At 49.5% G+C, this 21950-nt stretch carries 18 protein-coding genes; 6 read left to right on the top strand and 12 right to left on the bottom strand.

What is annotated here, in order from left to right:
- Positions 1–107: 107 nt before the first annotated feature.
- A complete protein-coding gene (gene murJ, locus F1593_RS13145) occupies positions 108–1985 on the top strand; it encodes a murein biosynthesis integral membrane protein MurJ (protein WP_149402027.1) in 1878 nt (625 codons plus the stop codon).
- Positions 1986–2382: 397 nt separating this feature from the next.
- Here the strand turns inward: murJ and F1593_RS13140 are convergent, their stop codons facing one another.
- Entirely contained in the window at positions 2383–3228 is an 846-nt protein-coding gene (locus tag F1593_RS13140; protein WP_149402026.1) for a PIG-L family deacetylase, read from the bottom strand.
- Between the two features lie 467 nt (positions 3229–3695).
- Between F1593_RS13140 and phoU the strand changes: the two genes are divergently transcribed.
- Positions 3696–4448: a phosphate signaling complex protein PhoU gene (gene phoU, locus F1593_RS13135; RefSeq protein WP_149402025.1), complete on the top strand. Its 753-nt coding sequence runs from the start codon at positions 3696–3698 to the stop codon at positions 4446–4448.
- A gap of 66 nt (positions 4449–4514) precedes the next feature.
- Here phoU and F1593_RS13130 read toward each other — a convergent pair whose 3' ends face one another.
- The 8 genes from F1593_RS13130 to F1593_RS13095 all read right to left on the bottom strand — a co-directional run bounded on the left by F1593_RS13130 (position 4515) and on the right by F1593_RS13095 (position 13744).
- Positions 4515–5279, bottom strand: a complete 765-nt coding sequence (locus F1593_RS13130; RefSeq protein ID WP_149402024.1) for an SGNH/GDSL hydrolase family protein — start codon at positions 5277–5279, stop codon at positions 4515–4517.
- Positions 5280–5632: 353 nt separating this feature from the next.
- Positions 5633–7078, bottom strand: coding sequence for an NADP-dependent isocitrate dehydrogenase (locus F1593_RS13125; RefSeq protein WP_149402023.1), 1446 nt, complete (start codon positions 7076–7078; stop codon positions 5633–5635).
- Positions 7079–7265: 187 nt separating this feature from the next.
- Positions 7266–7844: a beta-class carbonic anhydrase gene (locus F1593_RS13120; RefSeq protein ID WP_172632094.1), complete on the bottom strand. Its 579-nt coding sequence runs from the start codon at positions 7842–7844 to the stop codon at positions 7266–7268.
- Between the two features lie 233 nt (positions 7845–8077).
- Positions 8078–9526: a galactokinase gene (locus F1593_RS13115; RefSeq protein WP_149402021.1), complete on the bottom strand. Its 1449-nt coding sequence runs from the start codon at positions 9524–9526 to the stop codon at positions 8078–8080.
- Positions 9527–9579: 53 nt separating this feature from the next.
- Positions 9580–10605: an inositol monophosphatase family protein gene (locus tag F1593_RS13110; protein ID WP_149402020.1), complete on the bottom strand. Its 1026-nt coding sequence runs from the start codon at positions 10603–10605 to the stop codon at positions 9580–9582.
- Between the two features lie 4 nt (positions 10606–10609).
- The gene (galT, locus tag F1593_RS13105; RefSeq protein WP_149402019.1) at positions 10610–11662 is read right to left on the bottom strand and encodes a galactose-1-phosphate uridylyltransferase; all 1053 of its coding nucleotides are present in this window, start codon (positions 11660–11662) and stop codon (positions 10610–10612) included.
- Positions 11662–12651, bottom strand: coding sequence for a UDP-glucose 4-epimerase GalE (galE, locus tag F1593_RS13100; RefSeq protein WP_149402018.1), 990 nt, complete (start codon positions 12649–12651; stop codon positions 11662–11664). Before galE ends, galT begins: the two co-directional genes overlap by 1 nt.
- Positions 12652–12958: 307 nt before the next feature.
- Entirely contained in the window at positions 12959–13744 is a 786-nt protein-coding gene (locus F1593_RS13095; RefSeq protein WP_149402017.1) for a DeoR/GlpR family DNA-binding transcription regulator, read from the bottom strand.
- Between the two features lie 354 nt (positions 13745–14098).
- On the opposite strand from F1593_RS13095, the gene F1593_RS13090 reads away from it, so the two are divergent.
- Complete coding sequence (locus F1593_RS13090) at positions 14099–15298, top strand: HEAT repeat domain-containing protein (protein WP_149402016.1); 1200 nt, start codon at positions 14099–14101, stop codon at positions 15296–15298.
- A 25-nt stretch (positions 15299–15323) separates the two neighbouring features.
- Here F1593_RS13090 and F1593_RS13085 read toward each other — a convergent pair whose 3' ends face one another.
- Positions 15324–16034: an SRPBCC family protein gene (locus F1593_RS13085; protein ID WP_149402015.1), complete on the bottom strand. Its 711-nt coding sequence runs from the start codon at positions 16032–16034 to the stop codon at positions 15324–15326.
- Positions 16035–16336: 302 nt separating this feature from the next.
- Between F1593_RS13085 and rplI the strand changes: the two genes are divergently transcribed.
- Complete coding sequence (gene rplI, locus F1593_RS13080; RefSeq protein WP_149402014.1) at positions 16337–16804, top strand: 50S ribosomal protein L9; 468 nt, start codon at positions 16337–16339, stop codon at positions 16802–16804.
- A 222-nt stretch (positions 16805–17026) separates the two neighbouring features.
- Here the strand turns inward: rplI and F1593_RS13075 are convergent, their stop codons facing one another.
- Entirely contained in the window at positions 17027–18583 is a 1557-nt protein-coding gene (locus tag F1593_RS13075) for an NAD(P)H-hydrate dehydratase (RefSeq protein WP_149402013.1), read from the bottom strand.
- A gap of 160 nt (positions 18584–18743) precedes the next feature.
- Between F1593_RS13075 and F1593_RS13070 the strand changes: the two genes are divergently transcribed.
- Both F1593_RS13070 and pgsA read left to right on the top strand, forming a co-directional pair.
- Positions 18744–19769, top strand: a complete 1026-nt coding sequence (locus F1593_RS13070) for a TRM11 family methyltransferase (RefSeq protein WP_149402012.1) — start codon at positions 18744–18746, stop codon at positions 19767–19769.
- A 332-nt stretch (positions 19770–20101) separates the two neighbouring features.
- A complete protein-coding gene (pgsA, locus tag F1593_RS13065; protein WP_149402011.1) occupies positions 20102–20722 on the top strand; it encodes a CDP-diacylglycerol--glycerol-3-phosphate 3-phosphatidyltransferase in 621 nt (206 codons plus the stop codon).
- A gap of 41 nt (positions 20723–20763) precedes the next feature.
- Here pgsA and plsY read toward each other — a convergent pair whose 3' ends face one another.
- Positions 20764–21447: a glycerol-3-phosphate 1-O-acyltransferase PlsY gene (gene plsY, locus F1593_RS13060; protein WP_172632093.1), complete on the bottom strand. Its 684-nt coding sequence runs from the start codon at positions 21445–21447 to the stop codon at positions 20764–20766.
- Positions 21448–21950: the final 503 nt, after the last annotated feature.

The raw sequence follows: 21950 nt of genomic DNA, 5'->3' as shown, positions 1-21950 counted from the left end.
CCGAAGGCGGCAAAAAGAGAACTGGCAACCTCTGAGAAAAAAACCAAATAAAGTGGAGTCAAAAGGCATCTGGTGTATGTCCTGATCCATAGAGGAGCGGATTGTTCATGGCAAAAGATTCTATCGAAGAAGAGGAAGTAAAAGAAACACTATCATCTCAATCTGAGCACAAAGAAACATCAATTGAAGCACTTCCTACCACCCTGGGTGGTCAAAACACAGGTGGAGAAGTTCTTATGGAAGTTATAGAAGTCGAGAGTGATACGCCCGCTACGCCTGACATCCCATCTACATCAGATGAAGCGTCAGCCGAGCTGCCCGCAACTGATGAAGAAATATCCCAGATTGAAGCACCTGCGCAGGCGCAGGCAGTGACAAGTGAACCGAGAGAACTGGTAAAATCGGCACTCCTGGTAGCGATGGGGAATCTAGGCAGTAGCCTGTTAGGTATGGTACGGCAGAGCTTTGTCGCTTCAACCGGTGCCAGTATGGCAGGTTCATTTCAGGCCGCACTCTCGCCAGCACAGAAGTTCAATGATTTTCTGGTCAATGGTTCGGTCCAGGCCGCCTTAATTCCCACCTTCAATGATTATGCTGAACGGCGTGAAGACTTGCGGCGGTTGGTCTTTACCCTGGTCAATCTTATCTTTTTGATTATGATATGTGCTTCTATTGGTTATTTCTTTATTGCTCCCTGGTTTACCAATAGTGTGCTAGCGCCAGGTTTTTCTGCCGATGATAAGCTACTCACCCTCAAATATACGCGTATCGTCTTCTTCTCATTGCTGGCGCTTGGACCCTTTGCGGTTCTGCAAGGAGCTTTGTATGCGCAAAAAGAATTTGGTTGGACCACTTTTGCGGCGGCAGCCTATCATGCAGGTATTATTCTAGGAGCGGTTTTTACTGGTTTAGCTGGCAAGCAATTCTTCGGCCTTGGTCAATATGGCCTGGCGCTTGGTGTGGTTGTTGGTACCTTTGGCGAGGTTGCCATGCTCATTCCAGGGATGCGCAACCAGCATTTGCGCTATATGTTTGTCCTTGATTTGAAGCATCCCGCGCTACGCCGTATTTTGAAATTGTATGCACCAGTGGCGTTTAGTTTCTTCCTGACCTCAGTGATTGCTTTTTTGGATCAGAATCTTGCCACACGTACACCCTGTGCAGCGGTCATGCAGCATACTAGCAATTGTGGTGAAGTCAACTTCTCAGCTATGGGTTTTGCGACTTTACTCATTCAATTTCCGGGCGGCCTGGTGGCGTCAGCGTTATCTTTCGCCGTCTTACCCACCCTGACAACCCACATCCGAGAAAACGATCTGGAGCGTTTCAAGGCTACCTTATTATTAGGTTTTCGCCTGGGTTTACTGCTCATGATTCCCGCGGCGGCTGGCTTGATCATCTTAAAGATGCCGATCATTGCACTCGTCTTCCTGCATGGAAAATTTTCGCCTGCTCAGGTCGTAGTGACTGCGAGCGCCCTACAAAATTACAGTTATCAATTGCCCTTTGTTGCCATTGATCAGCTCCTCATCGCAGCCTTTTATGCCCGAAAAAATACTATCATTCCAGTGGCAGTACTGCTCGTAAGTGTGCTGGGCTATCTCGCCGTTGCTCTGCCTTTGTGGCAAACCATGGGCATGCCAGCCCTGCCCCTGGCGAATAGCGTCCAGAATATCTTACATCCGCTGGTGCTCATCCTTATCTTATGGAAGACGATTGGTTCGCTTCATCTGCGTGGAATAGTCCCTGCGCTGCTTAAAATTCTCCTGGCGACTGCTGTTATGGTAGTGATTGCGTGGTTGTTACAGCTCGCCCTGGCACACTTCTCCTTCTTCTCGCTCTCAAGCATTATTGGCAGTGCCGCGACGGTTATCATCGCCGGCGGTATTGCTACCGCCGCCTATTTTGCGCTGGTTATCTTCTTAAAAGTAGAAGAAGTTTCGATGTTGAAAGGGGCTTTTCTCGCCAAATTAGGCAAGCGATAGTAGAATATCATTTCACTACAAATAGAAATGATCGCACATACTTCTTTTTAGTGTTAGTACTCAGAGAGTGTCAGCCTCCCGTGGTCTCCACGGTCTCTGTGCATGAGTTTTCGCACCTGCGGTGCTCAAACATCTTTTTATTGTGTGATGTCAGAAAAGTTCGAAGAACTTTTCTGACATCACACAATAAAAAGGGCGTAGGCGCGCAAGCGCCTGCCAGCAAGTCAAGCAGTAAGATCCTGATGGGGATGGGAGTCTGACATTTTTTCAGCCAAACTTCCTTTGATGATTGCCCGCTATTGGGTGGAGGGAGGAAGTTAGGGTACAGTCCCTAAAACCCCGTCAGGGAATTGCATCCTCCGCACGTTGGCACCACAAAATGAAGGCTAACATAATGCTATGGGACATGGGCAAATAAGTCATTTTCGCCAACTACATCATTGCCTACGCGTGAGGTTGCCAGTTGGAAATATTCGGTGCTACGCCATTTCCGTTGGAGTTCGCGTGGAAGCCGCAGAATAGGGAGGACTGCGTCTACCTTGCTCTGGTGCATTTCCCAGGAGTGCTTTTTCTCATCTTGCCAGTGTTCTACATCCAATAAGACATTAATTTGATTATCATCAAAACCAGTATGTTCTAAGTCCAAATTTTTGAAAACATTATCAAAAGCCTGATCTTGAATCCATTCAGACATCATCATCACCTGGCGACGCGAATAAGAGGCATAATAAAGCTTGGCAGCGGAATATGCCAGACCCATTTCTGGATAAAGGTCTGCATCCGCAGCAGCGTGAAAGGCTCCTATTGTATACTTATAAATAGTGATATGATCGGGATGACCATAGCCACCTGATTCGTCGAAACTGATAATGACCTGTGGCTGGAATGCGCGAATAATACCGACCAATTTACCGATTGCCTCGGCCGCTGAGGCGTTCATAAACGCATCTGTATGTTCATTCGCTGGCGTGCCTGACATACCAGAGTCGCGATATCCGAGGAACCACAGGTGTGGTACATGCAGTACCTCAGCGGCTGCACGCATCTCTTCTTCGCGTATCTCGCCAAGGTTATTTGGCGTCGCCAGCACGGAGTCGGGATCGGATGTTTCACCAACTTCCCCGCGTGTTGCGTAAACCAGGCCTGTTTCGACACCGAGTGCCTGATATTTCAGCAAAGCGCCGCTGATAAGTCCCTCGTCATCGGGATGGGCAAAGATGCCAAGTAGTCTTTTCGTTGACATGGTTCTTGTTCCTTTTTCTTCTGCCTGCCTGCCTGCCTGTTGGATGGAACCTCTATGCTACTGTAGCATGTGCTAAGAATAGCTGTCAATTTTTGCTGTCAGCTGTATTCTTTCGACAAACAAAGGCATCTCTATATTGGTTGCATTTTTGCCGGGCATGCATTGGGATGCCTGGCATCAGATATATAGAGCAAAAGTTAGAGCAGACCGCTTGTAATCTATTTGATCAACCAATCCTTAAGGAATAGAACGTGCAATTAGACTATGACTCTATCTTTCCTGTGTCCAATATGTTACACTTTGTTTGGTGTGGAAAGGCAGGCTTACGTTTTTAAATATTTCTTATACTTGTTTTACTGTATAGCGATGCTTATAGATTCGCGAATAAGAGATAGCCTGAATACACTGTGGAAACGCTGGGCGGAATAGCGACCAACGAAAACTGAAAAGGTGAAGAGGTGTGTTGAATGACAAGGTCAACATTAGATAAAGAATTGCATGAGTTAGACTCTCAGATTCAGCAGCTGGGTTCCCTCGTCGATGAGGCCCTGGAAAAAGCTTTGGAGGCTCTTTCCACTGGGGATTTGGCGCAGGCAGGTGTTGTTATCGAAGCTGACTCAACGATAGATATGTTACGTAAAACAGTTGAAGAACATGCTATCCGTCTGTTGACATTGCAACAGCCGCTGGGTGGCCGTGATCTGCGCTATCTCACTTCTGCCCTGGCGATTGCTGGCGATCTTGAGCGAACTGGTGATGGTGCTGCGGGTATTGCGCAGTTGCTCTTGCGCATGGTTCCTTTACGCAGCAATGCTGGTGATACCAGTTTAACTGCCGGTGCGGGTGATGCACAAATTACTGAAGCCTCGGTCATGCGTGGCTTGCTCGATCTGGGTTATGAAGCTCGTCGCGTCTTAAAGGGCACGATGAAGGCTTTTGCAGAGCGCGATATCAAGGCGGCCCATTATATCTGGGAAGAAGATGATGTCGTGGATGTACGGTATCATCTGGTGCGGCACGATCTGATGGCCATGATGGCGGGAGCCCATGCGATTCCCGCCTTACAGAATGATTCTAAAGCATTGCAGCGTGCGACGTATCTATTGTGGATTGCTCATAAGCTGGAGCGTGTGGCGGATCATTGTACCAACGTCTGTGAGCGCCTGGTATTTACTATTGAGGGTGAGAACGATATTCAGGCTTCTATCGACAAGCAATAGCTTTTGATGCCTGGGATGGCTCGCGCAATCGACGTGAGCCATCTTTTTTTGTGTCTTCTGGCAAGCTTAACTTTTTATCGCGGACCAGAAAAAATTCGCCAGTTGAACATAGCCAGCGGCACTGGGATGAAAACCATCCCCACTGATATATTCAGGATGGGCTGTAATCTGGCTGTTGTGCGCGCTGAGATCAACCAGCGTGACATGATATTGGTGGGCCAGAATCGCAATCTGGGCATTCCAACGTTGCACCTCATGCTGGAGCGCGGCCTTTTTCGTGGCGTCCAGATGGGCTAGCAATGGAAGACGTGTAACATCGGGCAAGTTTGCCATCACAATACGCGCCTGCGTACTTGTACGAAGCTGGTTGAGGAGAGTATTGAGATCCTGCATATAGCTGGCATAAGGAACACCGCCGATAAAGTCATTCGTAACCAACCAGATGGTGATTAATTGTGGATTGGTACTGAGTGCCAGCGGAAGCTCCTGTTGTAATGCGGCATGAATTTTAATACCACTGATGCCGAGATTGAGCGTATGTGAGTCGTGGCTGAGGTGGTCGGTGATCAATGGAACATAGCCCTGTGAGCCAGGTTGATTGCTTCCGACGCCCACCGCATCCGAAGCTCCAATTGCCACATAGACAATAGATCGAGACTGAATCTGTGTACTTGAGACCGGTTGCGTACCAATCGGAGTTGTTGTTGATACATGGCTGGAGCTTCCTGTCCCACCACAGGCAGTACAGAGTAGCAGTAATATAGATAAGCACAAGGTAGCCAATCCCCTGTCGTGCTTGCCGCCAGTAGTTGTATGAAAAGAATAGATCATAGTCCCATTTTCTTTAGAACATCATAGAAAACGACGCATTCTCTTATACTACTATTGTAGCATACTATGCTATTCTGTCTCATCAAGAATGCCAGTCTCCCAGGCTTTCCAATTCTCATACGTAGAGGAGGAATTGAAAACCCACGTAGCAGCCACCGTTCTGCGGTGGAGTCAAACGAGCAACATGCACCATAGTGAGATGCAACCCCGTGACCCGTGCCTTCAGCGCTCTCAGGCGCGTCTTCGGGACGAGGTGTGTGTCCGATTCCACTCTCTCTGGAAGGGTGGCTGCTACATGGGTTCTCAGGCTCCAGTGCTTCTTCACTCTGATATGCTCTTGCCAGTTCAGGCGCTTATGAGCCGGAAACGGCTGAATAGCCAGGCTTGCCATCAAAATTGTAGAGATTCTCAATTTTGATGAAGTCAAAGCCATTTTCGCTGAAACGCTGCAATAATGCGGTGATCTGATTATGGGTAATGGGTTCCTCGCTGAGGAAGCGGGAGCGCCAGTGATCCGTCGTAAAGGTCTCAGGCATCCCATTCGGCCATACGCGGGCACCACGGTTACTGATCAGGCGCAAGGTTAAGCCATCGCCATTGAGGCGCTGTAAAGCCTCACCCAGCGCATCAGCTGTGCCAGCCTTCCAATCCAGGAAGACATCGACGCCTACCAGTTCTTTTTTCTCTGTGGCACGCGCTAAATCAGCTTTTTTCTGTTTGGCCTGTTTTGGTGCGGAACTGTAGTGGACTGCTTTAAGCGTCTGTGGCTCCTGTCCCAGGCGAGCGATAACCGCTTCGGCGAACTCTTTTGTGCCCACTTTTTGCTTGCTTACGCCTTCGACATAGATATCATAGGTATGAACCCCATCTTCAATCGTGCGTAGCCAGGCATTGTGGACTTTAGTGGCAACATCAGGCTGATCGATATGTACCAGCATCAGTATAGCACCGAGCAGGAGGCCGGAGGGATTGGCTACATTTTGTCCAGCGCGACGGGGAGCGGAACCATGGATAGCTTCGAACATCGCGAAGTTTTCTCCGATGTTGGCTGAGCCTGCCAGGCCCACAGAGCCAGCGATCTGGGCCGCAACGTCTGAGAGGATATCGCCATAGAGATTGGGCATCACAATGACATCAAAGGCTTCAGGGGTATCAGCCATCTTAGCGGCACCGATATCCACGATCCAGCTTTCATTCTCGATGTCTGGATATTCTTTGGCAACCTCATCAAAGACTTTGTGGAAGAGACCATCGGTAATCTTCATGATATTGTCTTTCATGAAGCAGGTCACTTTTTTGCGATTGTTGGTGCGTGCATATTCAAAGGCGTAACGAATGATTCTTTCGGAGCCTGGATGACTGATCAGTTTCAGGGTCTCCATCATGTCGGTCGTCTGGCGATACTCGATACCGGTATAGGTATCCTCTTCGTTCTCACGAATAATAACGACATCCATATTGGGATGTTTGGTATCGACAAAAGGATAATAGGCGACGGAGGGGCGTACATTGGCATAGAGGCCAAAGGTAACACGTGTGGTAACGTTTAAACTCTTATAGCCACCACCTTGAGGTGTAGTAATGGGGGCCTTGAGGAAAACTCTGGTTCGGCGCAATGATTCCCATGCGCTCGGCTCCATGCCAGCGCTGATGCCACGTAGATATACCTTTTCGCCGACTTCAATCGTCTCGGGCTCAATTTGTGCGCCGGCAGCTTCAATAATATGGAGCGTTGCATCCATAATCTCTGGTCCGATACCATCGCCGTGGGCTACTGTAATTGGTGTTTTAGTCGCCATTCGTAATAGAGGTCCTTTCTCCGCGTGACATGCTCCTGGGACTGGAGCCGATCAGTATGGCATAGACATAACAAAGAGCACGTACGAACACAGATTGCAGCAATCTGGGGTACGGGCTCCTGGAAATAAGCCTGGGTACTCATGACATAGGTGTCAACGATTACCCGCATTGTATCACATCCTAATTTTATTCTGCCCGCCCTGGCTTGCCATCATCAACCACGGTAAGTTTGCCGGTATTGATGTCTATCACCAGGCCATAGACAGGGAGTGTGGGCAGAAATGGACTGGTGCGAATCACATGAACAACCTCCTGTACATTCAAATGCACATCAGAGAAAGCTCCAATCCACTCAACCAATCCCTCGATGCCGGACAAGTGTTCCTGCTCGATCAACTGCTGGGGGTCAACCCCTAATGCCTGCATGGTAGCGGTCAGGGCCGTAGGATTAACCTTGGAGAGGCCGCATTCGGTATGACCTACGACTATGATTTCGCGTACACCAAGCAAATAGACGCCACCGGCCAGCGACCTGATCAGATCATTGGCGGCTCCCGCTCGTTCGGGAGTAGAGATAGTCGCACCGGCGGTCCGTAATTCGAGCACGTCGCCGCGTTCCAGCCCAAGTGCTGGCTCAAACATATTTACCAGCCGACAATCCATACAGGTTACGATGGCTGTTTGTTTACGGGGAGCATGTCCTACATGGGGAAGCGTAGTATTCTGGAGAAACTGTTGGTTATGCGCTAAAATCTCGTTCAGCATCAGGTCACCTTCTATTCTCTGTTTTGAGATGATTGCCGTATAACAGGTAGGCGGGCTCAGTGTACCATGTGAGTAATGAATATTCAAGATCGCAGAGGTACTCATCAAAACTCTGATGGCGCAAACCCCCTCGTCGTAGTAGCTACCCTTCACGGGCAATACCGCTTCAATAAGAGGAATGATAAAGAAAAACGTCGGGCCGCACCTACAAATCCCTTCGTGGTTCTCCGTATTTAGGTGAGTTGGATCGTGCCCCAGGTATAGGCACCGTGTGATGAGCCGCGTAGTAGCGTGGTATGTAAGCCTGTTTCGCGCTCATACTGCTCTGCCAGTGCATGGATACGCTCGTCTGCATGCTTGCGCGCCAGGATCGCAACCGTACCGCCGCTACCTCCTCCTGTGATTTTCGCCCCATAGAGATGCGCGGCTGGATCTGCCTGACGAACCAGTTCAACGAGACGATTTGTACCCGCTGAGCCCAGCCCACAGGCGCTATAGCTGACATGCGATTGATACATCAACTCGCCGAGCAAACGGAGCTGATCGTCACTGGTTGGATTTTGTTGCAGGAGTGCACGGAAGAGTTGCACTCGATGATGCTCATAAATGGGATGAGCCGTTGGTTGGCGCACCGCATAGACGGTATGTGGATGGATGGTCGTGACGGTATCGGTCGTGCCACCGTAGCGCTCTAAGAAGGCTGCTCCATCCAGCGTTAGAGGTATCTGATCACGATAGGTCGTTTCCCAGATAGATGGGGGGATATTTGCCAGATAGCCCTGCCAGTAGGGATCGGAGATGTTGAGATAGGCTTGACTTTGTTCTTGCGTCACCTGTAATTCCAATAGATCGGCGATAATCCGATAGCCCATGAACGCGCCCACGCGGACAGAGCCATAATCCGCCCCGGCTACTGTATGACGTACGCCCGAATCAATACCCCAGATTTCTACGTCATCCGGCAGGGGAACAGTTCCCTGGAGTTCGGCTGGTTGGCACAGCAGGGCCAGTAAACTATCACTTTCACCGCAGGCCGAGGTCATCTGATCCATGACACCGCAGGGCGCGCCGACAATCAAATTTTCTACTTTTTGGCACAGGATGGCGCTCTCTCGTCCGCTTAAATGAAGCTGGTAGAGATCATTAAGTGCCTGCATGACCGCAACTTCGAGGGCTGCTGAAGAACTGACACCTTTACCGATGGGCACTTCGCAATGTACCATGATGCGCAATCCTTGTTGCAGCTTCAACTGGTGCTCGCGTTGTAGGACCACAAGGACACCGATCACATAAGCCGCCCAGGCGTTAGCGGGCTGCTCTGTCAGTAATCTCTGGGCTGCTGGATAGCTCAGCGCAGTTCCATTTGGAGCAAGTGCGGATAGAGGCACGCTCACAGTCGCATTGCCAACAATCTCGCTGGCAGCGGTGCTACAGACTGTAATTGTGGGATCGCTAACGAACTGTACCGCGGCAATTGTCGCGACCGCAAGAGGCATTTCCAGGACCAGTGATCCAGAGTAATCGGCAATCCCTCCCATGAGATCCAGGCGTCCTGGTGCGCGCGCGACCAGTAGGGGGGTATCCGCGTGAAAGAAGGTAGTGTTTTGCGTATTGAGATGCGTTAGAAAACGCTCGATATCTGCTTCGGTCTGGCCCTGCGTCGGGTGATGATAGTGCCACATTGGGAGCTGACTCCTTTTCCTGTCCACCTGGGGATATTGGATGATTGAGATAGTTAGAGTGCCGGTTTGAGTAAGCCATGTTGTTCCAATAATGCTGTCAGGGTGGGCGCTATTTGTTCTTGAATAGCATGATTTGCATAACCAATCCAGGAGATACCGGTCGTGACATCTAACGGTGCCGCCAGTTGTTGACCATATTCGTCTGTCACAATGATACCCAGTTGGCGTGCAATCAGCTCGGTACAGAGATCATAGGGATGGCAGTAGAGGCCCGATGCACGTCCACGTTTATTCAAGTATGTTTCCATCAACGGACGGATATCGGCGATCCAGCGATCATGTCCCATCATCAATTCATAGAGTTGACCGCCGCTACAGATATATTGGTCCTCGAAAGCTTGCGTCTGCCCTTCCTTGATCGGTCCCAGGGTGCGCTCAATCAATTCATCATCAATCGTCGCCAGCTCGGCTCGTGTGCCAGGGAAGAAGCGGGAAATATTGCCGTAGCCCTGCGCGATGGTATGTGCCTGCGATGGCTGAGGGACAAGGACTGTACGCTCGCCTGTAATGCGATTATAGCGTTCTCCCTGCGCATCCTGACCGGCAATCGCCCACAGGCTATCGCATAAATGTTGCTTGACCAATGGAATCTCAGTCTGGACTGCCAGTTCGATATGCGAGAGATTGGTGGCATCTCCATGATTGACCGCCACGCCGGTAAGAATCCATGCTGCCCGTTTCTGATACATCAGACCACGAGTCCCATCAATGGGATCAATGATAATAATCAGTTCAGCCTGTGTGGGATCGATGGTAGGTGGAAAGACCTGTATTCCATCTTCTCCTACTCCCTCAGCCACCAGGATAAATGACCAGCGCTTGCTTAATTGCGCAAAATGCTGCAGCAGAACCTCTTCCGAAACGCGATCGATCGCAAAGATTGTATCGCCTGCCTGTTCCGCGACGACTTCACTTAACGAACTGAGCGAGTTCTGTTCAGTCGTGGCGACAACTTCTGTACGGATCGCTTCGTGAATCTGACGAATAGCCAGTAAAAGATCATTGACAGCGCGAATCATAATCTCACCTTTGTTCTCGATAATGGATGGTCGATTGTTGAAGTAGTTCGGCAGCCTTTTCTTCAGGTAATGTATCGCTAATAAAGTTGCCACCACCAATTTCTGGTCCTGCCAGATATTTCAATCTGCTGGGCTGGCGTAATGGGGGATGGAACGCAATATAGAAGTGATAGGGATGATATTCTCCATCGATTGGAGCTTGATGAAGTACCATAACATAGGGGAAAGACATTTTCCAGAGATTGTCGAAGCGTACAGTCACATTTTTGAGGGCTTGAGCCAGCGAGGCGACTTCATGGGCCTCTAAATCCGACACATGGGCAACGCGACGTTTCGGGGCTATATAGACCTCATAGGCATAGCGTGCGAAGTAGGGAACAAAGGCAATACTATAGTCATCCTCATAGAGAATGCGTTGTTCCGCCTCCTGCTCGGCGACGATAATCGAATAGAAGAGCGGGCGTCCTGTCTCATTGAGGTAGCGCTGGCTGGCCGCTAATTCAACCTCAATAGTCTTAAAGACAAAGTTAGTAGCATAGATTTGCCCATGCGGATGGGGATTGGATACGCCGACTACTTCACCTTTATTCTCAAAGAAGAGCAGGTGTTTGACACCGTCTACCTGGCTCAAGTCTTTGGTCTGAGCTTGCCAGACACCAATTACCTCTTCAATGTTGCGCGTTGGCATTTCCGCCAGCGTCAAATTATGATAGGGACTGTAGCAGATCACGCGGGCGATACCCTGGGCCGATCGTGTGCGATAGGGAGAATCGGGCACTGGTGGATGGGCTGGCGCGTCCGGGCCAACACAGGGGTGATCATTATCAAAGACATAAATACTTTTATAGTTGGGATTATGCGTTCCAGAGACGCGATCATTGCCGGGACAGAGGTAACAATCAGCCTGATAAGCAGGAATCTTGTCTTCCTTAAATGATACAGTCTCACCAATCCAGGGACGATTTTGCCGATGGGCTGCGATGACCACCCACTCCTCGCGGAGTGGGTGCCAGCGCTCTTCCCATTTTGTGTTTTGGGGAAGAGATGTTTCGCTCATTATTGCTCCTCTGTATAACTATTGGGATGTGTGCTATGCCATTGCCAGGCGGTGCGGACAATATCTTCGAGCTGATATTGTGGCTTCCAGTCCAATTCCTTTTGTGCTTTGCTGCTATCTGCCCAGATCGCAACTGGATCTCCAGCACGTCGTGGCTCAAGATCGACCCGGAAATCTACGCCGCTGATGCGTTTGGCGGTATCAACTACCTCTTTCACGCTACTACCAACGCCCGTACCCAGATTGTAGGCCGTGCTGACATTGGTGCGCGCCAGGGATTCCAGGGCTTTAACATGGGCAATAGCCAGATCTACGACATGGATATAATCCCGGATCGCAGTGCCATCGGGTGTCGGGTAATCAGTACCGAAGACTTTGACGGCTGCGGTTTTGCCTAAAGCTGCTTTCATCACCAATGGGATCAGATTAGCGGTGATCTTCCAATCTTCGCCAATCTGATTGTCCAGCGAAGCGCCGGAAGCATTGAAATAACGCAGGCTGGTTGAGCGCAGATTGGTAGTTTTATCAAACCAGCGCAAGATGGTCTCTACCATCAGCTTTGTCTCTCCATAGACGCTTTCAGGTCCAAAGAGAGCATCTTCTGTTACTGGCAGTGATTTGGGGGTGCCAAAGACCGAACAGCTTGAGGAGAAAATGATGTAGCGGCAATCGTGACGTTGCATGGCTTCTAATAAAGTCAGCGTACCAGCTACATTGTTATGGAAATATTTTGCTGGCTGGCTCATTGACTCCCCAGGAGCCTTATAGGCAGCAAAATGGATGACCGCGTCAGGTTTCTCTGTGCTAAAAATTTGATCCAGCAATGCGGCATCATTAATATTGCCTTGAATCAGTGGCACACCAAGCAAGGAAGCCTGATTGCCATTTTCGAGTGAGTCCAGCACTACGACTTCGTGTTTACGAGCAATGAGTTCACGAACTGTATGTGAACCAATATAACCAGCCCCACCGGGCACCAGTACTTTCACGTTCCTAATCCTCCAGCGATTTTTTTCATCTTTAATGATCGCCTGATACAAGTATACTGCGCAAAACGTGTAAAGTCAATGCGCATTCGTGCAAAAATTTACGCTAAAAAATGCGCAAAAGAGTAGATATGCGGCGTTGTATCTGCTCCAGCCTGATTTGAAACACTTTCAGATCAGTTTAGATTATCTGGATAATATCACAAATTTGTAAACAAAATTGGCGCAGGTAACGAGAGATGAGGAGGGGTCCGGGCTGACTGGATAGCGTTTTTTCTCTGCTTATGGTGAGCAAAAGGTAGCGGAAGAATCAGACTTTTGTGACACGAACTGAGGCTTCTTCAAACGCTGCCAGTATCTCAGGAGAGGCGTCACTATCGGTAATCAAGCTATAGATAGCTGTGATCGGTGCGATGGTATGCAGTGCTACATTGCCCAATTTTGTATGATCAGCCAGCACGATAGTCTGTTGCGACCGTTGGATTGTGACACGGTGAGTTAACGCTTCAAGCTGATTAGGGCCTGTCAGACCATATTTAGGACTGATTCCCGTGACACCGATAAATGCTTTGGCGACAAACATCTGGCTTAAGCTTTGTTCCGCCATCGGGCCAACCAGCGCGAAAAAGTCGGGGAGCAGGAAGCCACCGGTCAGCGTGAGCGTCAGACCTGGAACCTGGGCCAGTTCCATGGCGATATTGACCGCATTGGTCACCACTGTTAGATTAGGAATCTGGGCGCGGCGAATATGACGTGCCAGATGCGTTGTGGTCGTACCTGGGGATAGCGCAAGCGTATCGCCGGGCTGAATCAGGCGCAACGCTTCTTGCGCTATCCGATTCTTCTCATCGGTCAGCTTACTCATATTCTTTTGAAAGGTTAAATCTTCTGCATAGGTACTGTATGACAAACTATCCATGGGTATAGCGCCTCCATGGACACGGCGGAGCAAGTTCTGTCGCTCTAGTTTTTCCAGGTCGCGTCGTATCGTGGAGGAATTAACCTGCAGGCTTTGACTTAAGTCTTCGGCCAGGACTCTCCCATTGGTCATAAGTTCTTGCAGGATAAAGTCGGTTCTTTTTGTCGCGTCTGACATATTTCTTTCCAAATGTGGCAATGTGCCGCAATTATATATGTTTGTCCTTACGCGTGTCAAGCCACCCGCCGATATATTTTAGTGTTTCGCAAAAATCCTTGCCAATCAGGCGGTTTGCTGACGAGTTTTGAGGATCAGAAGGAAATTTCGTCATACTATTTGGGAAGAGATTTCAGCTCTTCTGGCTCGGATAAGTCTATACTAGCTATAGTATCATTTTTGCGTCATTTGTACATATTTTGTATTATATCTGCTTTGTTATGGTGTTGTAACTGGACTAACAGTGCAAATTATGGTATAGTGTAGAGTACACACCATGTCTAAGATGGTTTTAAAAGTCAGAATGGCAATTCATTGAGTGATAATGCACCATTAACAGATTTAGAGAACCTGGAAAATGTACGTGATTACCTGGGCCCTACACCTCCATTAGGCAAGCTTCCTCTACGGGGGGAGCGTTTTTGGGTTGATCGTCCGGCACAGCTTTTGAATGCTGTCAATTTGCTCAAGCAGTCTGGGGTTGTTGCCGTTGATGCAGAGTTTACCCAGGTGCGCGCCCGTACACAGAACGATAGCGTTTCTAATATTCCTCGTCTCGCTCTCTTACAAATCGCAATTGAAAATCATTGTTTTATTGTGGATGCCTTACGTTTGCAGGATCTCTCACCTTTGATGGAGGTTTTTGGCAATCCAGATATCGCTGTGTTACTGCATGGGGCGGGAGCGGATATGCGTGTGATGGCAGAACGCGGTTTACAGGTAGCGCACTACTATGATTTAGAGGCTACCTGCCGTTCGATTTTTGGTCAGCATGAGTCGTCGTTGGCGGCTATGTTACAAAGAGCGTTTGGTTACCATCTGGATAAAAGTTTGCAGCGTACAGATTGGACACGCCGTCCTTTGCCGCCTGCCATGATAGCGTACGCGGCACGTGATGCTGAAGTTACCCTGGAACTCTACTATTGGTTGGACACCCACTACCATATAATCCTACAATTGCATGAGGCAAATGGGCAGACTGATGCGGTTGCGCGTTGGATCGAACCCTTCTTGCGTGGCAATTCAACCCTCTCACCCGAAATGGCGGTGATAGAGGCCAGGAACCAGGGGCAAATTCATAATCGAGCACAGGTCGCTGCTGATTGTCGGGCTGCGTTAGTCTCTGTGCAGCATCCTATGCGGCGTAATCGATTATTACGTCTGATTGCTGATCTGGCCCTGACACAATTATCCAGTGACTTGCTGTTGCTGCTTCAGGCACCGACCTCTGATGAGCGTGCCGCCGCGGTGCGTGCCCTGGGGCGTCTGGGTATCAAGTCAGCATTGGAACCTATCACTGCACTTCTCAGTGATCCTGTGTTGGATGTACGGAAGGCTGCGCAGACCGCAGTGCATAACTTGACTACAAAAGAACTGCGCCAACCTCGTCCAGCACCGACGCGTGCCGCTGATGGTACTCGTAGCTGGGTGGTCGAGAATGCGCAGTCGCAGTCGTCATCTGATGATGATGATAACGGTTGGAAATCGCGCTTACGCTCAATCATTGATGCATAAGCTGTGGCTACACTCTGGGGGTACTTTATCCGCGCCGTCTGGGCAGCTTTGTGCCGATCCAGACAAGTACCAGCAGGCCTGTGATCGTACTGGTGCGACGTAGCCGACGTTCCCAGCGTACTTGTTCCTCTGTATTCGCAGCCCCGAGGTGGAGCAGGTGTACAACTTTTGCTGAGACTGTATCTGGTAGCAACTCTTCTTCATTATTGTCTGCATGTGCATGTGGGACAATAGTGATCTCCCCTGCTGGTTGCGATACCGTCGAGCTGGTCGTCTGGGTATCAGGGACTGATTGCGCGCCTGGTAGCATCCGTAAATGATCTGCCAGGGCGTGAAAGTACTGCTGAATGAAAAGTTTGGCGGCTCCTTTGACCAAAGCAGGCGACCAGAGTGCGGTTGTTTTAGCGGTCAGTGCTCCTTTATAGGCAATAATTGTTTTACCATCCCGCTCGTGCAGATGGATGCTGCCTACTCCCTGTAAATTCAATGCGCCCTCGCTTGAGAGCGACAGACGATAATGATAAGGATATTGCAACTCTGAAAGCGTTATCTGGCCTTGATGGGAACCTTTAAACGGAGCGTTATCTATAAAAATGGTAATTGTATGTGTATGTTCGTCGACCGATGAAACGCTTGTAATGCCAGGTGCGGTCTGGTTGAGTAACTCTGGGTCTGTCAGATAGCGCCAGACTTCATGCGATCTCGCCTGTACTGTATAGGTGCCTTCGATATTCATGATAATCCCTTTGCAAAAGATACGTTCTCGTGTCAAATAATACCAGTGCTGATACCTGTCATTATAGGTGAGATGCGTAGTGGCTGCAACACATCGCTTATTTTGCGTTATTTTTTCCTAGTACTCTGACTATCTTTATGCGAAGATATTGCAATACCTTTGAGCTAAAAAGGGGGGGATAGGAAATAGCAGGTCTGGTCCTTTAGAGACTTGCGATAGTTTAACTCAAGGTGTATACTTCCATGCGTATAATTGCGTGAGGAGGAAGTCGGGTTTTCGCCCCCCTCTATGAGGAGCTAATAATGAAAGTTATTCTTTTACAAGACGTTGATGGTTTGGGAAAAGCTGGTGATCTTAAAGAGGTTGCCAATGGTTATGCCCGTAACTACCTCTTGCCGCGCCATCTGGCTGCAGGAGCAACCCCAGGCTTGATCGCCAACCGTACACAGCGTATTGCTGCTGAACAGCGTAAATTGGACAAGCAAGCAGAAGTGAACCATCAACTTGCCGAGCGTCTGGCTCAGGTCGCATTAACCTTTAAGGCTAAAGTCGGTACCCAGGGTCGTCTCTATGGTTCAATTACGAGCCAGGATATTGCCTCGGCGCTGCGCGATGCTGAAAATGTTACTGTTGATCGCCGCGTTATTGATCTTCCTGAACCAATCCGTTCATTGGGGACATTTTCTGTTTCCGTAAAGATTGCGTCTCAGTTAGAGCCAAAGATCACTGTCAATGTGGTCGATGTAGCGGCAACCGCTGTCGCTCAATAATCCGCTATAAGGTTCGTATTGGGGATACAGCAGGCTTCTGACGTCTGTATGTGCAGTACGAGCTTCTCCTATCAATCAGGCACATTGACCGTCATTGCTACCTCTTATCCTTATGGTAAGAGGTTCGCAAGTTGTGACGGTCTTTTTTTATGCCCGTTGACCTCGAAGGAGAGTTGGCATGCCAGTAGATTTGAATGCCATGGGCCCCTCCTTCTCTTTCCCTTATAATTCGGCATCTCCGGTATTGACCAGCGCGTTGGGGATGGATGGTAAAAGATCTGAGGCCAGTAGTCCAGCGCGGCCGATATGACGTTCCTCGGTAACAAGGTCGGCGGTTGCGGTATGCAGGTAGATGGCTACACTGGCGGCATCAAAGGGATCCATCTTTTGGGCCAGGAAGCCTGTAATCATGCCTGCCAGTACATCGCCAGTTCCAGCTGTTGCCAGCGCTGGATTGCCCCACCAGTTGATACGGGTACGCCCCTGCGGATCTGCCAGAATCGTGCAGGCGCCCTTTAGAACAAGATTGACTTGCCATTCTTTGGCCTTCTGGCGTGCCAGTTCCAGGCGCTCAAAGTTCCCCCCGGAGACCTTGATGCCTCCACTGAGGCGTCCCATTTCGCCTGGATGGGGGGTAATGATCGTGCCTTTCGGGAGTAAGGTCCACCAGCGTTCGAGGGCGGATAGATTATTGAGTCCATCGGCATCTACCACCAGATGGGGACGTTTCTCTTGCGGCAGGGAGCGTACATATTCAAGCACCTGGAGGATAACTTCGCGGGTGTTGGGCGATTGCCCCAGTCCAGGACCGATCAACAGTGCTTTATAGCCCTCTAATTTCTCGATCAGCGCATTGGAGCGCTCAAAGCTTTCCCTATCATTTTCTGGAAGGATGACAAAGGTGGCTTCGTGGAAGGAACTGGCATAAAACGAGAGCATCTTCTCTGTGACTGCCAGCGTGACTAATCCCCCACCTACCCGTCCCGCGGCACTGCCTGCCAGATAGGCTGAACCTGGATAGGGGAGTGAGCCACATAGGAGCATCGCTTTGCCAAAGGTCCCCTTATTGCTATTGAGAGGGCGTTCAGGGAGTAATGTGTGAACAAGCTTCCCACTGAGCATTTCTGTTCGAAGAGGGCTTTCTAGTTCGGCTGGTAGGCCAATAGAGCCTACTGAGAGCTCACCAATATAATCGCGTCCCGGGAAAAAGAAAAAGCCCTGTTTGGGACAGGCCAATGTAATGGTCCTATTGGCCTCAATACTTCCAGGATCGACCTCGCCGGTATCTGCGTTGAGCCCACTGGGAAGATCAATGGCGATGATACGCAGGTGTGGACGTTGCGTCCGCTCTTGTTTGACGCGGGCCAGTAAGCTACGCATATCGTCAGCCATAGAACGTGAACGACCTGTACCCAGTAAGGCATCAATAATGTAATCGGCGTGTTGGATCTGCGTTTCCAGGATCGAGGCAGTATCTGCCTCAATGCATTCTTTGCCCTGAATGTTCAGTGTATGCTCTTTCCAGTGGTAACAACTGATGATTACTCCCGCTTTTTGGAGATGATCAGCCATCACCAGCCCATCACCACCATTGTTGCCGGGGCCAATCAGGAAGAGTATGCGTAATCCTGTAAGTTTTTGATGGGGAAGGAGTTTGCTTTTAAAAATTTCGGCTGCACTCTGACCGGCATTATTCATAAGGATTGGCGAGGTCAGGCCATATTTTTGGCCTGCCTGGTCTTCAAGTTCTTTCATCTCTGAAACAGTGACGATATGCATACAACATCCTCCAGGCTCTTCATTCTATGTATGGTGTATCTCTCTGGTTGTCTCTCTGTATTGTACTAACTTGTCCCTGAATAGGGAAGGGACAATCCCTCTGTTCAGGTGTACGATTCAGTGCTAGGAACTGCCTCAGGGCTATGTTATACTGCAAGGTATGAAAATAGCGCTCAAGATTACACCACAACGCAGTACACAGTACGCGCATATGACTGCTATCCTGGCGACGCCTGAAGTGTTGGCGAGTCCGCTGGGGGCGATGATACAAACGCTTCAGCCGGTAACACTGGCTGGACAGGCCTATTTGTTGGCAACGGTTGAGGATGCCAACGACGAATGTTTGCCGCTCTTGCAGCATCTGATTCCTCGGCTGGGAGCGATTAGCGAGGCACATGAGTATTTTGAACAGGTTGGTGATATCGCTGGACCACTCTTGCGTCCGCTTGAACCTCAATTTACTCCCTTTGTGCCCTTTGAGATGGCTGAGGCACGGCGTTATAAAGGGAAGACGAATGAAACCTTTACACGTGTCCTCTTGAATGCGGCCCTCTTCGCAGGTCACTATCGGTCACAAGATCCCACACAGACCAGTCAGCGGCTACGTATCTTAGATCCCCTAAGCGGCGGTGGTACGACGCTGTTTCTAGCTCTGGCACTGGGCTACGATGCCTTTGGCATCGATCTGGGACGGCAAGATGTGGATTCAACGGCGGTCTTTATCCGTCAGTATTTAGCCAGCGAGCATATCCATCTCAAAGAGACTGATGAGCGTGGGCGCCATAGTGGACGACGCTATCAATTTGAGATTGGGCGCAAAGGCCAGGCGCATCATCTGGTGCTGGCGCATGGCAACGCGGCAGAATCTGCTTTCCATATGCGTGAAGTCGTCGGTGGACCACATATGCATGCGATTGTAGGGGATTTGCCCTATGGCATCCAGCACCTTGGTGAGGTCTCATCTTTGTTGAGTAAAGCCCTGCCCGTCTGGGAAGAGATGCTGTTTCCTGGTGGGACAGTTGCTCTGGCCTGGAATGCCACGCGAATTGAGCGTGAGGCGCTGGTGGCTTTATTCCAGAAACACACGCAGTTGCAGGTACGTAATGACGCGCCTTACACACAGTTCAGTCATCCTGTAGATCGTGTGATCAAAAAACGGGATATTCTTGTCGCGGTCAAAGCATAACGGGCTTTTGCTTGTCTGTACACCCTGGTTGGCTTCGCATATAATACGCATTATTGCCGTAGCACGAAGAAAAGGTAGGATGAGCTAGCGGGCACTGCTTGTGACTGTTGCTTAATCTACCATACTGCTGTGTCTATGAGAGACGGTAGGGCGTAAGAGAGTAGTGTCTCGTCAAGCATATCATCAGCGCCTGTCTGAAAGATGGGGAGTAAGCGGCAGAGATAGCTATGCGAGGCTTCGCATCAGAAAAGCCAGAGCTGTGATGATATACATACTATCGGAACAAAGAAGTTGCCCGCTACAGGCGGGTGGTTTCACGATGAGGAGTATATATGCGTAATCTCCCGAATATATTGAGTATAAGCCGATTAATTGCCACTGTCGTGGTTTTTATATTGGTATTGGTCAACCAACCATGGGCCTTCCTGCTCGCCACGGTCCTCTTTTTCCTGGCGTCGGTCACTGATTATCTGGATGGCTATCTGGCGCGGCGCTTTAAAGTGGTCTCTTCGCTGGGCGTATTCCTTGACTTGACGGCGGATAAAGTATTTGTATCTGCTGTGATGATTGCGCTGGTGCCGATGGGTCTGGTTCCTCCCTGGATTGTCTTTATTGTTGTGGCACGTGAGTTTATGGTTTCTGGCCTGCGCTCAATCGCGGCAGCGAAAGGGAAGGTCATTCCGGCTGGCATGTGGGGCAAGCAGAAGACCTTTATCACACTGCTAGCTCTGGGTGCCCTGTTGCTAGCTAAAGGTCTGGGCGCACATATGTTGTCCATTTTTCCGTACATGCTTACCTTCAATAGCCACACTGTGAACGCAGCGGAACTCTTGTTACTCCTTGCCGATGTCTTATTGATACTGGCTACGATTTGGACGATCTTTTCGGGCCTTGAATATCTGCGTGGAGGCTGGCCGCTCCTGCGTAGCAGTGATGAGTCAACCGCTCATTAAGCGGATGGTAGCAGGAAAGCGAGAAGAGAAATCTCTTCTCGCTATTTTGTTGCGCTGGCCGGGACATTCTCTGCTTTTTGTCCGAGCTTGCGTTCTTTGCCCGCTAGCAGACGCCCGATGTTATCGCGATGAAAAAGAATAATTAAGGCTGGTCCGATAAGCATATAAAGCATTTGTGGCAGACTCACGGCAGCAAAGAAACCGGGATGAAGCAATCCAACAAGATAGAAGACGATGCCCAGCACAATGCCTGTCACACAACCAACAATCGAGCCAAGAGAGACATATCTCCAAATACTAATAGTGCCGATAGTTGTAATGGCAGTGATCAGGAATGAAAGAGGTGAGCAAACGAGAATGACGCCCGCTCCTGTCAGCACACCGCGTCCCCCCTTAAAGCCGATAAATATTGGGAAGCAATGCCCTAGTAGAGCCGCCAATCCGGCAACGAGAATACCCCAGCCCGAACCATAAAAGAAGGGTACAAACGTCGCCAGCAGAGCAGGACCAATCCCTTTTGAGAGATCAATAAAGAGCACGATGATTGCGGGCCCGGTCCCTAAAGTGCGTTGTACATTGGTTGCCCCAATCTTTTTACTCCCATGATCACGAATATCATAGTCCTTGCCTTTGATGATCTGTCCCATCCAATAGCCAGCAGGGATAGAACCCCATAAATAAGCGATAATTGCCGTAGTGACAAGCGAACCGATGATGTTGAACATCGAATTCTCCTTTGTTTGATAAACATGCGGTGCCAGCCACATTATAATCTTGTTCTTATGAATTGGCTAGAGTATCAGCAAGCAAGCAGGGTCTTCCAAATCTCTTTTGTGTAGCCTTCAGCGACAACCCGAAACCAAAGAGTTGCCACCGTTCGTGATTTTTTACCAATGAAAATGGTAGAAAAATGAAAAGGAAAAAATCGGGTGGCCGCTACGTTGATTTTCCGTTTCTCTCGAATACGTTGGATCTGGCATCCTACTCCCACTCATGAGTATTGGAATGCCCTGTCGAGCAAGCAAGTGTTGAGACAACAATCGGCCTTTCCAGTGTCCTGTTTTTCGTAGCGCTTCCCTGGAATGCTCATTTTGTGGTATGGCAGATGAAATGGCGAGAGTGATAGTTCTATTCTGCTATTCGTGTGAAAAAAAGCCTGGATAATGAGTATTTCAGCTATACTTTCCACTGGCAGTATCATTTTTGCTGTGGTTGGTTGTAGTAGATA

Source organism: Dictyobacter arantiisoli (assembly GCF_008326305.1).
Taxonomy (GTDB): domain Bacteria; phylum Chloroflexota; class Ktedonobacteria; order Ktedonobacterales; family Ktedonobacteraceae; genus Dictyobacter; species Dictyobacter arantiisoli.
The sequence above is the reverse complement of the archived record's forward strand: the minus strand, read 5'-3'. Positions and strand labels throughout refer to the sequence as shown.

What these genes read in the sequence shown, in the direction of transcription:
- murJ (WP_149402027.1), top strand. Translation starts at nt 108, where the DNA reads ATGGCAAAAGATTCTATCGAAGAAGAGGAAGTAAAAGAAACACTATCA.
- F1593_RS13140 (WP_149402026.1), bottom strand. Translation starts at nt 3,228, where the DNA reads ATGTCAACGAAAAGACTACTTGGCATCTTTGCCCATCCCGATGACGAG.
- phoU (WP_149402025.1), top strand. Translation starts at nt 3,696, where the DNA reads ATGACAAGGTCAACATTAGATAAAGAATTGCATGAGTTAGACTCTCAG.
- F1593_RS13130 (WP_149402024.1), bottom strand. Translation starts at nt 5,279, where the DNA reads ATGATCTATTCTTTTCATACAACTACTGGCGGCAAGCACGACAGGGGA.
- F1593_RS13125 (WP_149402023.1), bottom strand. Translation starts at nt 7,078, where the DNA reads ATGGCGACTAAAACACCAATTACAGTAGCCCACGGCGATGGTATCGGA.
- F1593_RS13120 (WP_172632094.1), bottom strand. Translation starts at nt 7,844, where the DNA reads ATGCTGAACGAGATTTTAGCGCATAACCAACAGTTTCTCCAGAATACT.
- F1593_RS13115 (WP_149402021.1), bottom strand. Translation starts at nt 9,526, where the DNA reads ATGTGGCACTATCATCACCCGACGCAGGGCCAGACCGAAGCAGATATC.
- F1593_RS13110 (WP_149402020.1), bottom strand. Translation starts at nt 10,605, where the DNA reads ATGATTCGCGCTGTCAATGATCTTTTACTGGCTATTCGTCAGATTCAC.
- galT (WP_149402019.1), bottom strand. Translation starts at nt 11,662, where the DNA reads ATGAGCGAAACATCTCTTCCCCAAAACACAAAATGGGAAGAGCGCTGG.
- F1593_RS13095 (WP_149402017.1), bottom strand. Translation starts at nt 13,744, where the DNA reads ATGTCAGACGCGACAAAAAGAACCGACTTTATCCTGCAAGAACTTATG.
- F1593_RS13085 (WP_149402015.1), bottom strand. Translation starts at nt 16,034, where the DNA reads ATGAATATCGAAGGCACCTATACAGTACAGGCGAGATCGCATGAAGTC.
- rplI (WP_149402014.1), top strand. Translation starts at nt 16,337, where the DNA reads ATGAAAGTTATTCTTTTACAAGACGTTGATGGTTTGGGAAAAGCTGGT.
- F1593_RS13075 (WP_149402013.1), bottom strand. Translation starts at nt 18,583, where the DNA reads ATGCATATCGTCACTGTTTCAGAGATGAAAGAACTTGAAGACCAGGCA.
- F1593_RS13070 (WP_149402012.1), top strand. Translation starts at nt 18,744, where the DNA reads ATGAAAATAGCGCTCAAGATTACACCACAACGCAGTACACAGTACGCG.
- pgsA (WP_149402011.1), top strand. Translation starts at nt 20,102, where the DNA reads ATGCGTAATCTCCCGAATATATTGAGTATAAGCCGATTAATTGCCACT.
- plsY (WP_172632093.1), bottom strand. Translation starts at nt 21,447, where the DNA reads ATGTTCAACATCATCGGTTCGCTTGTCACTACGGCAATTATCGCTTAT.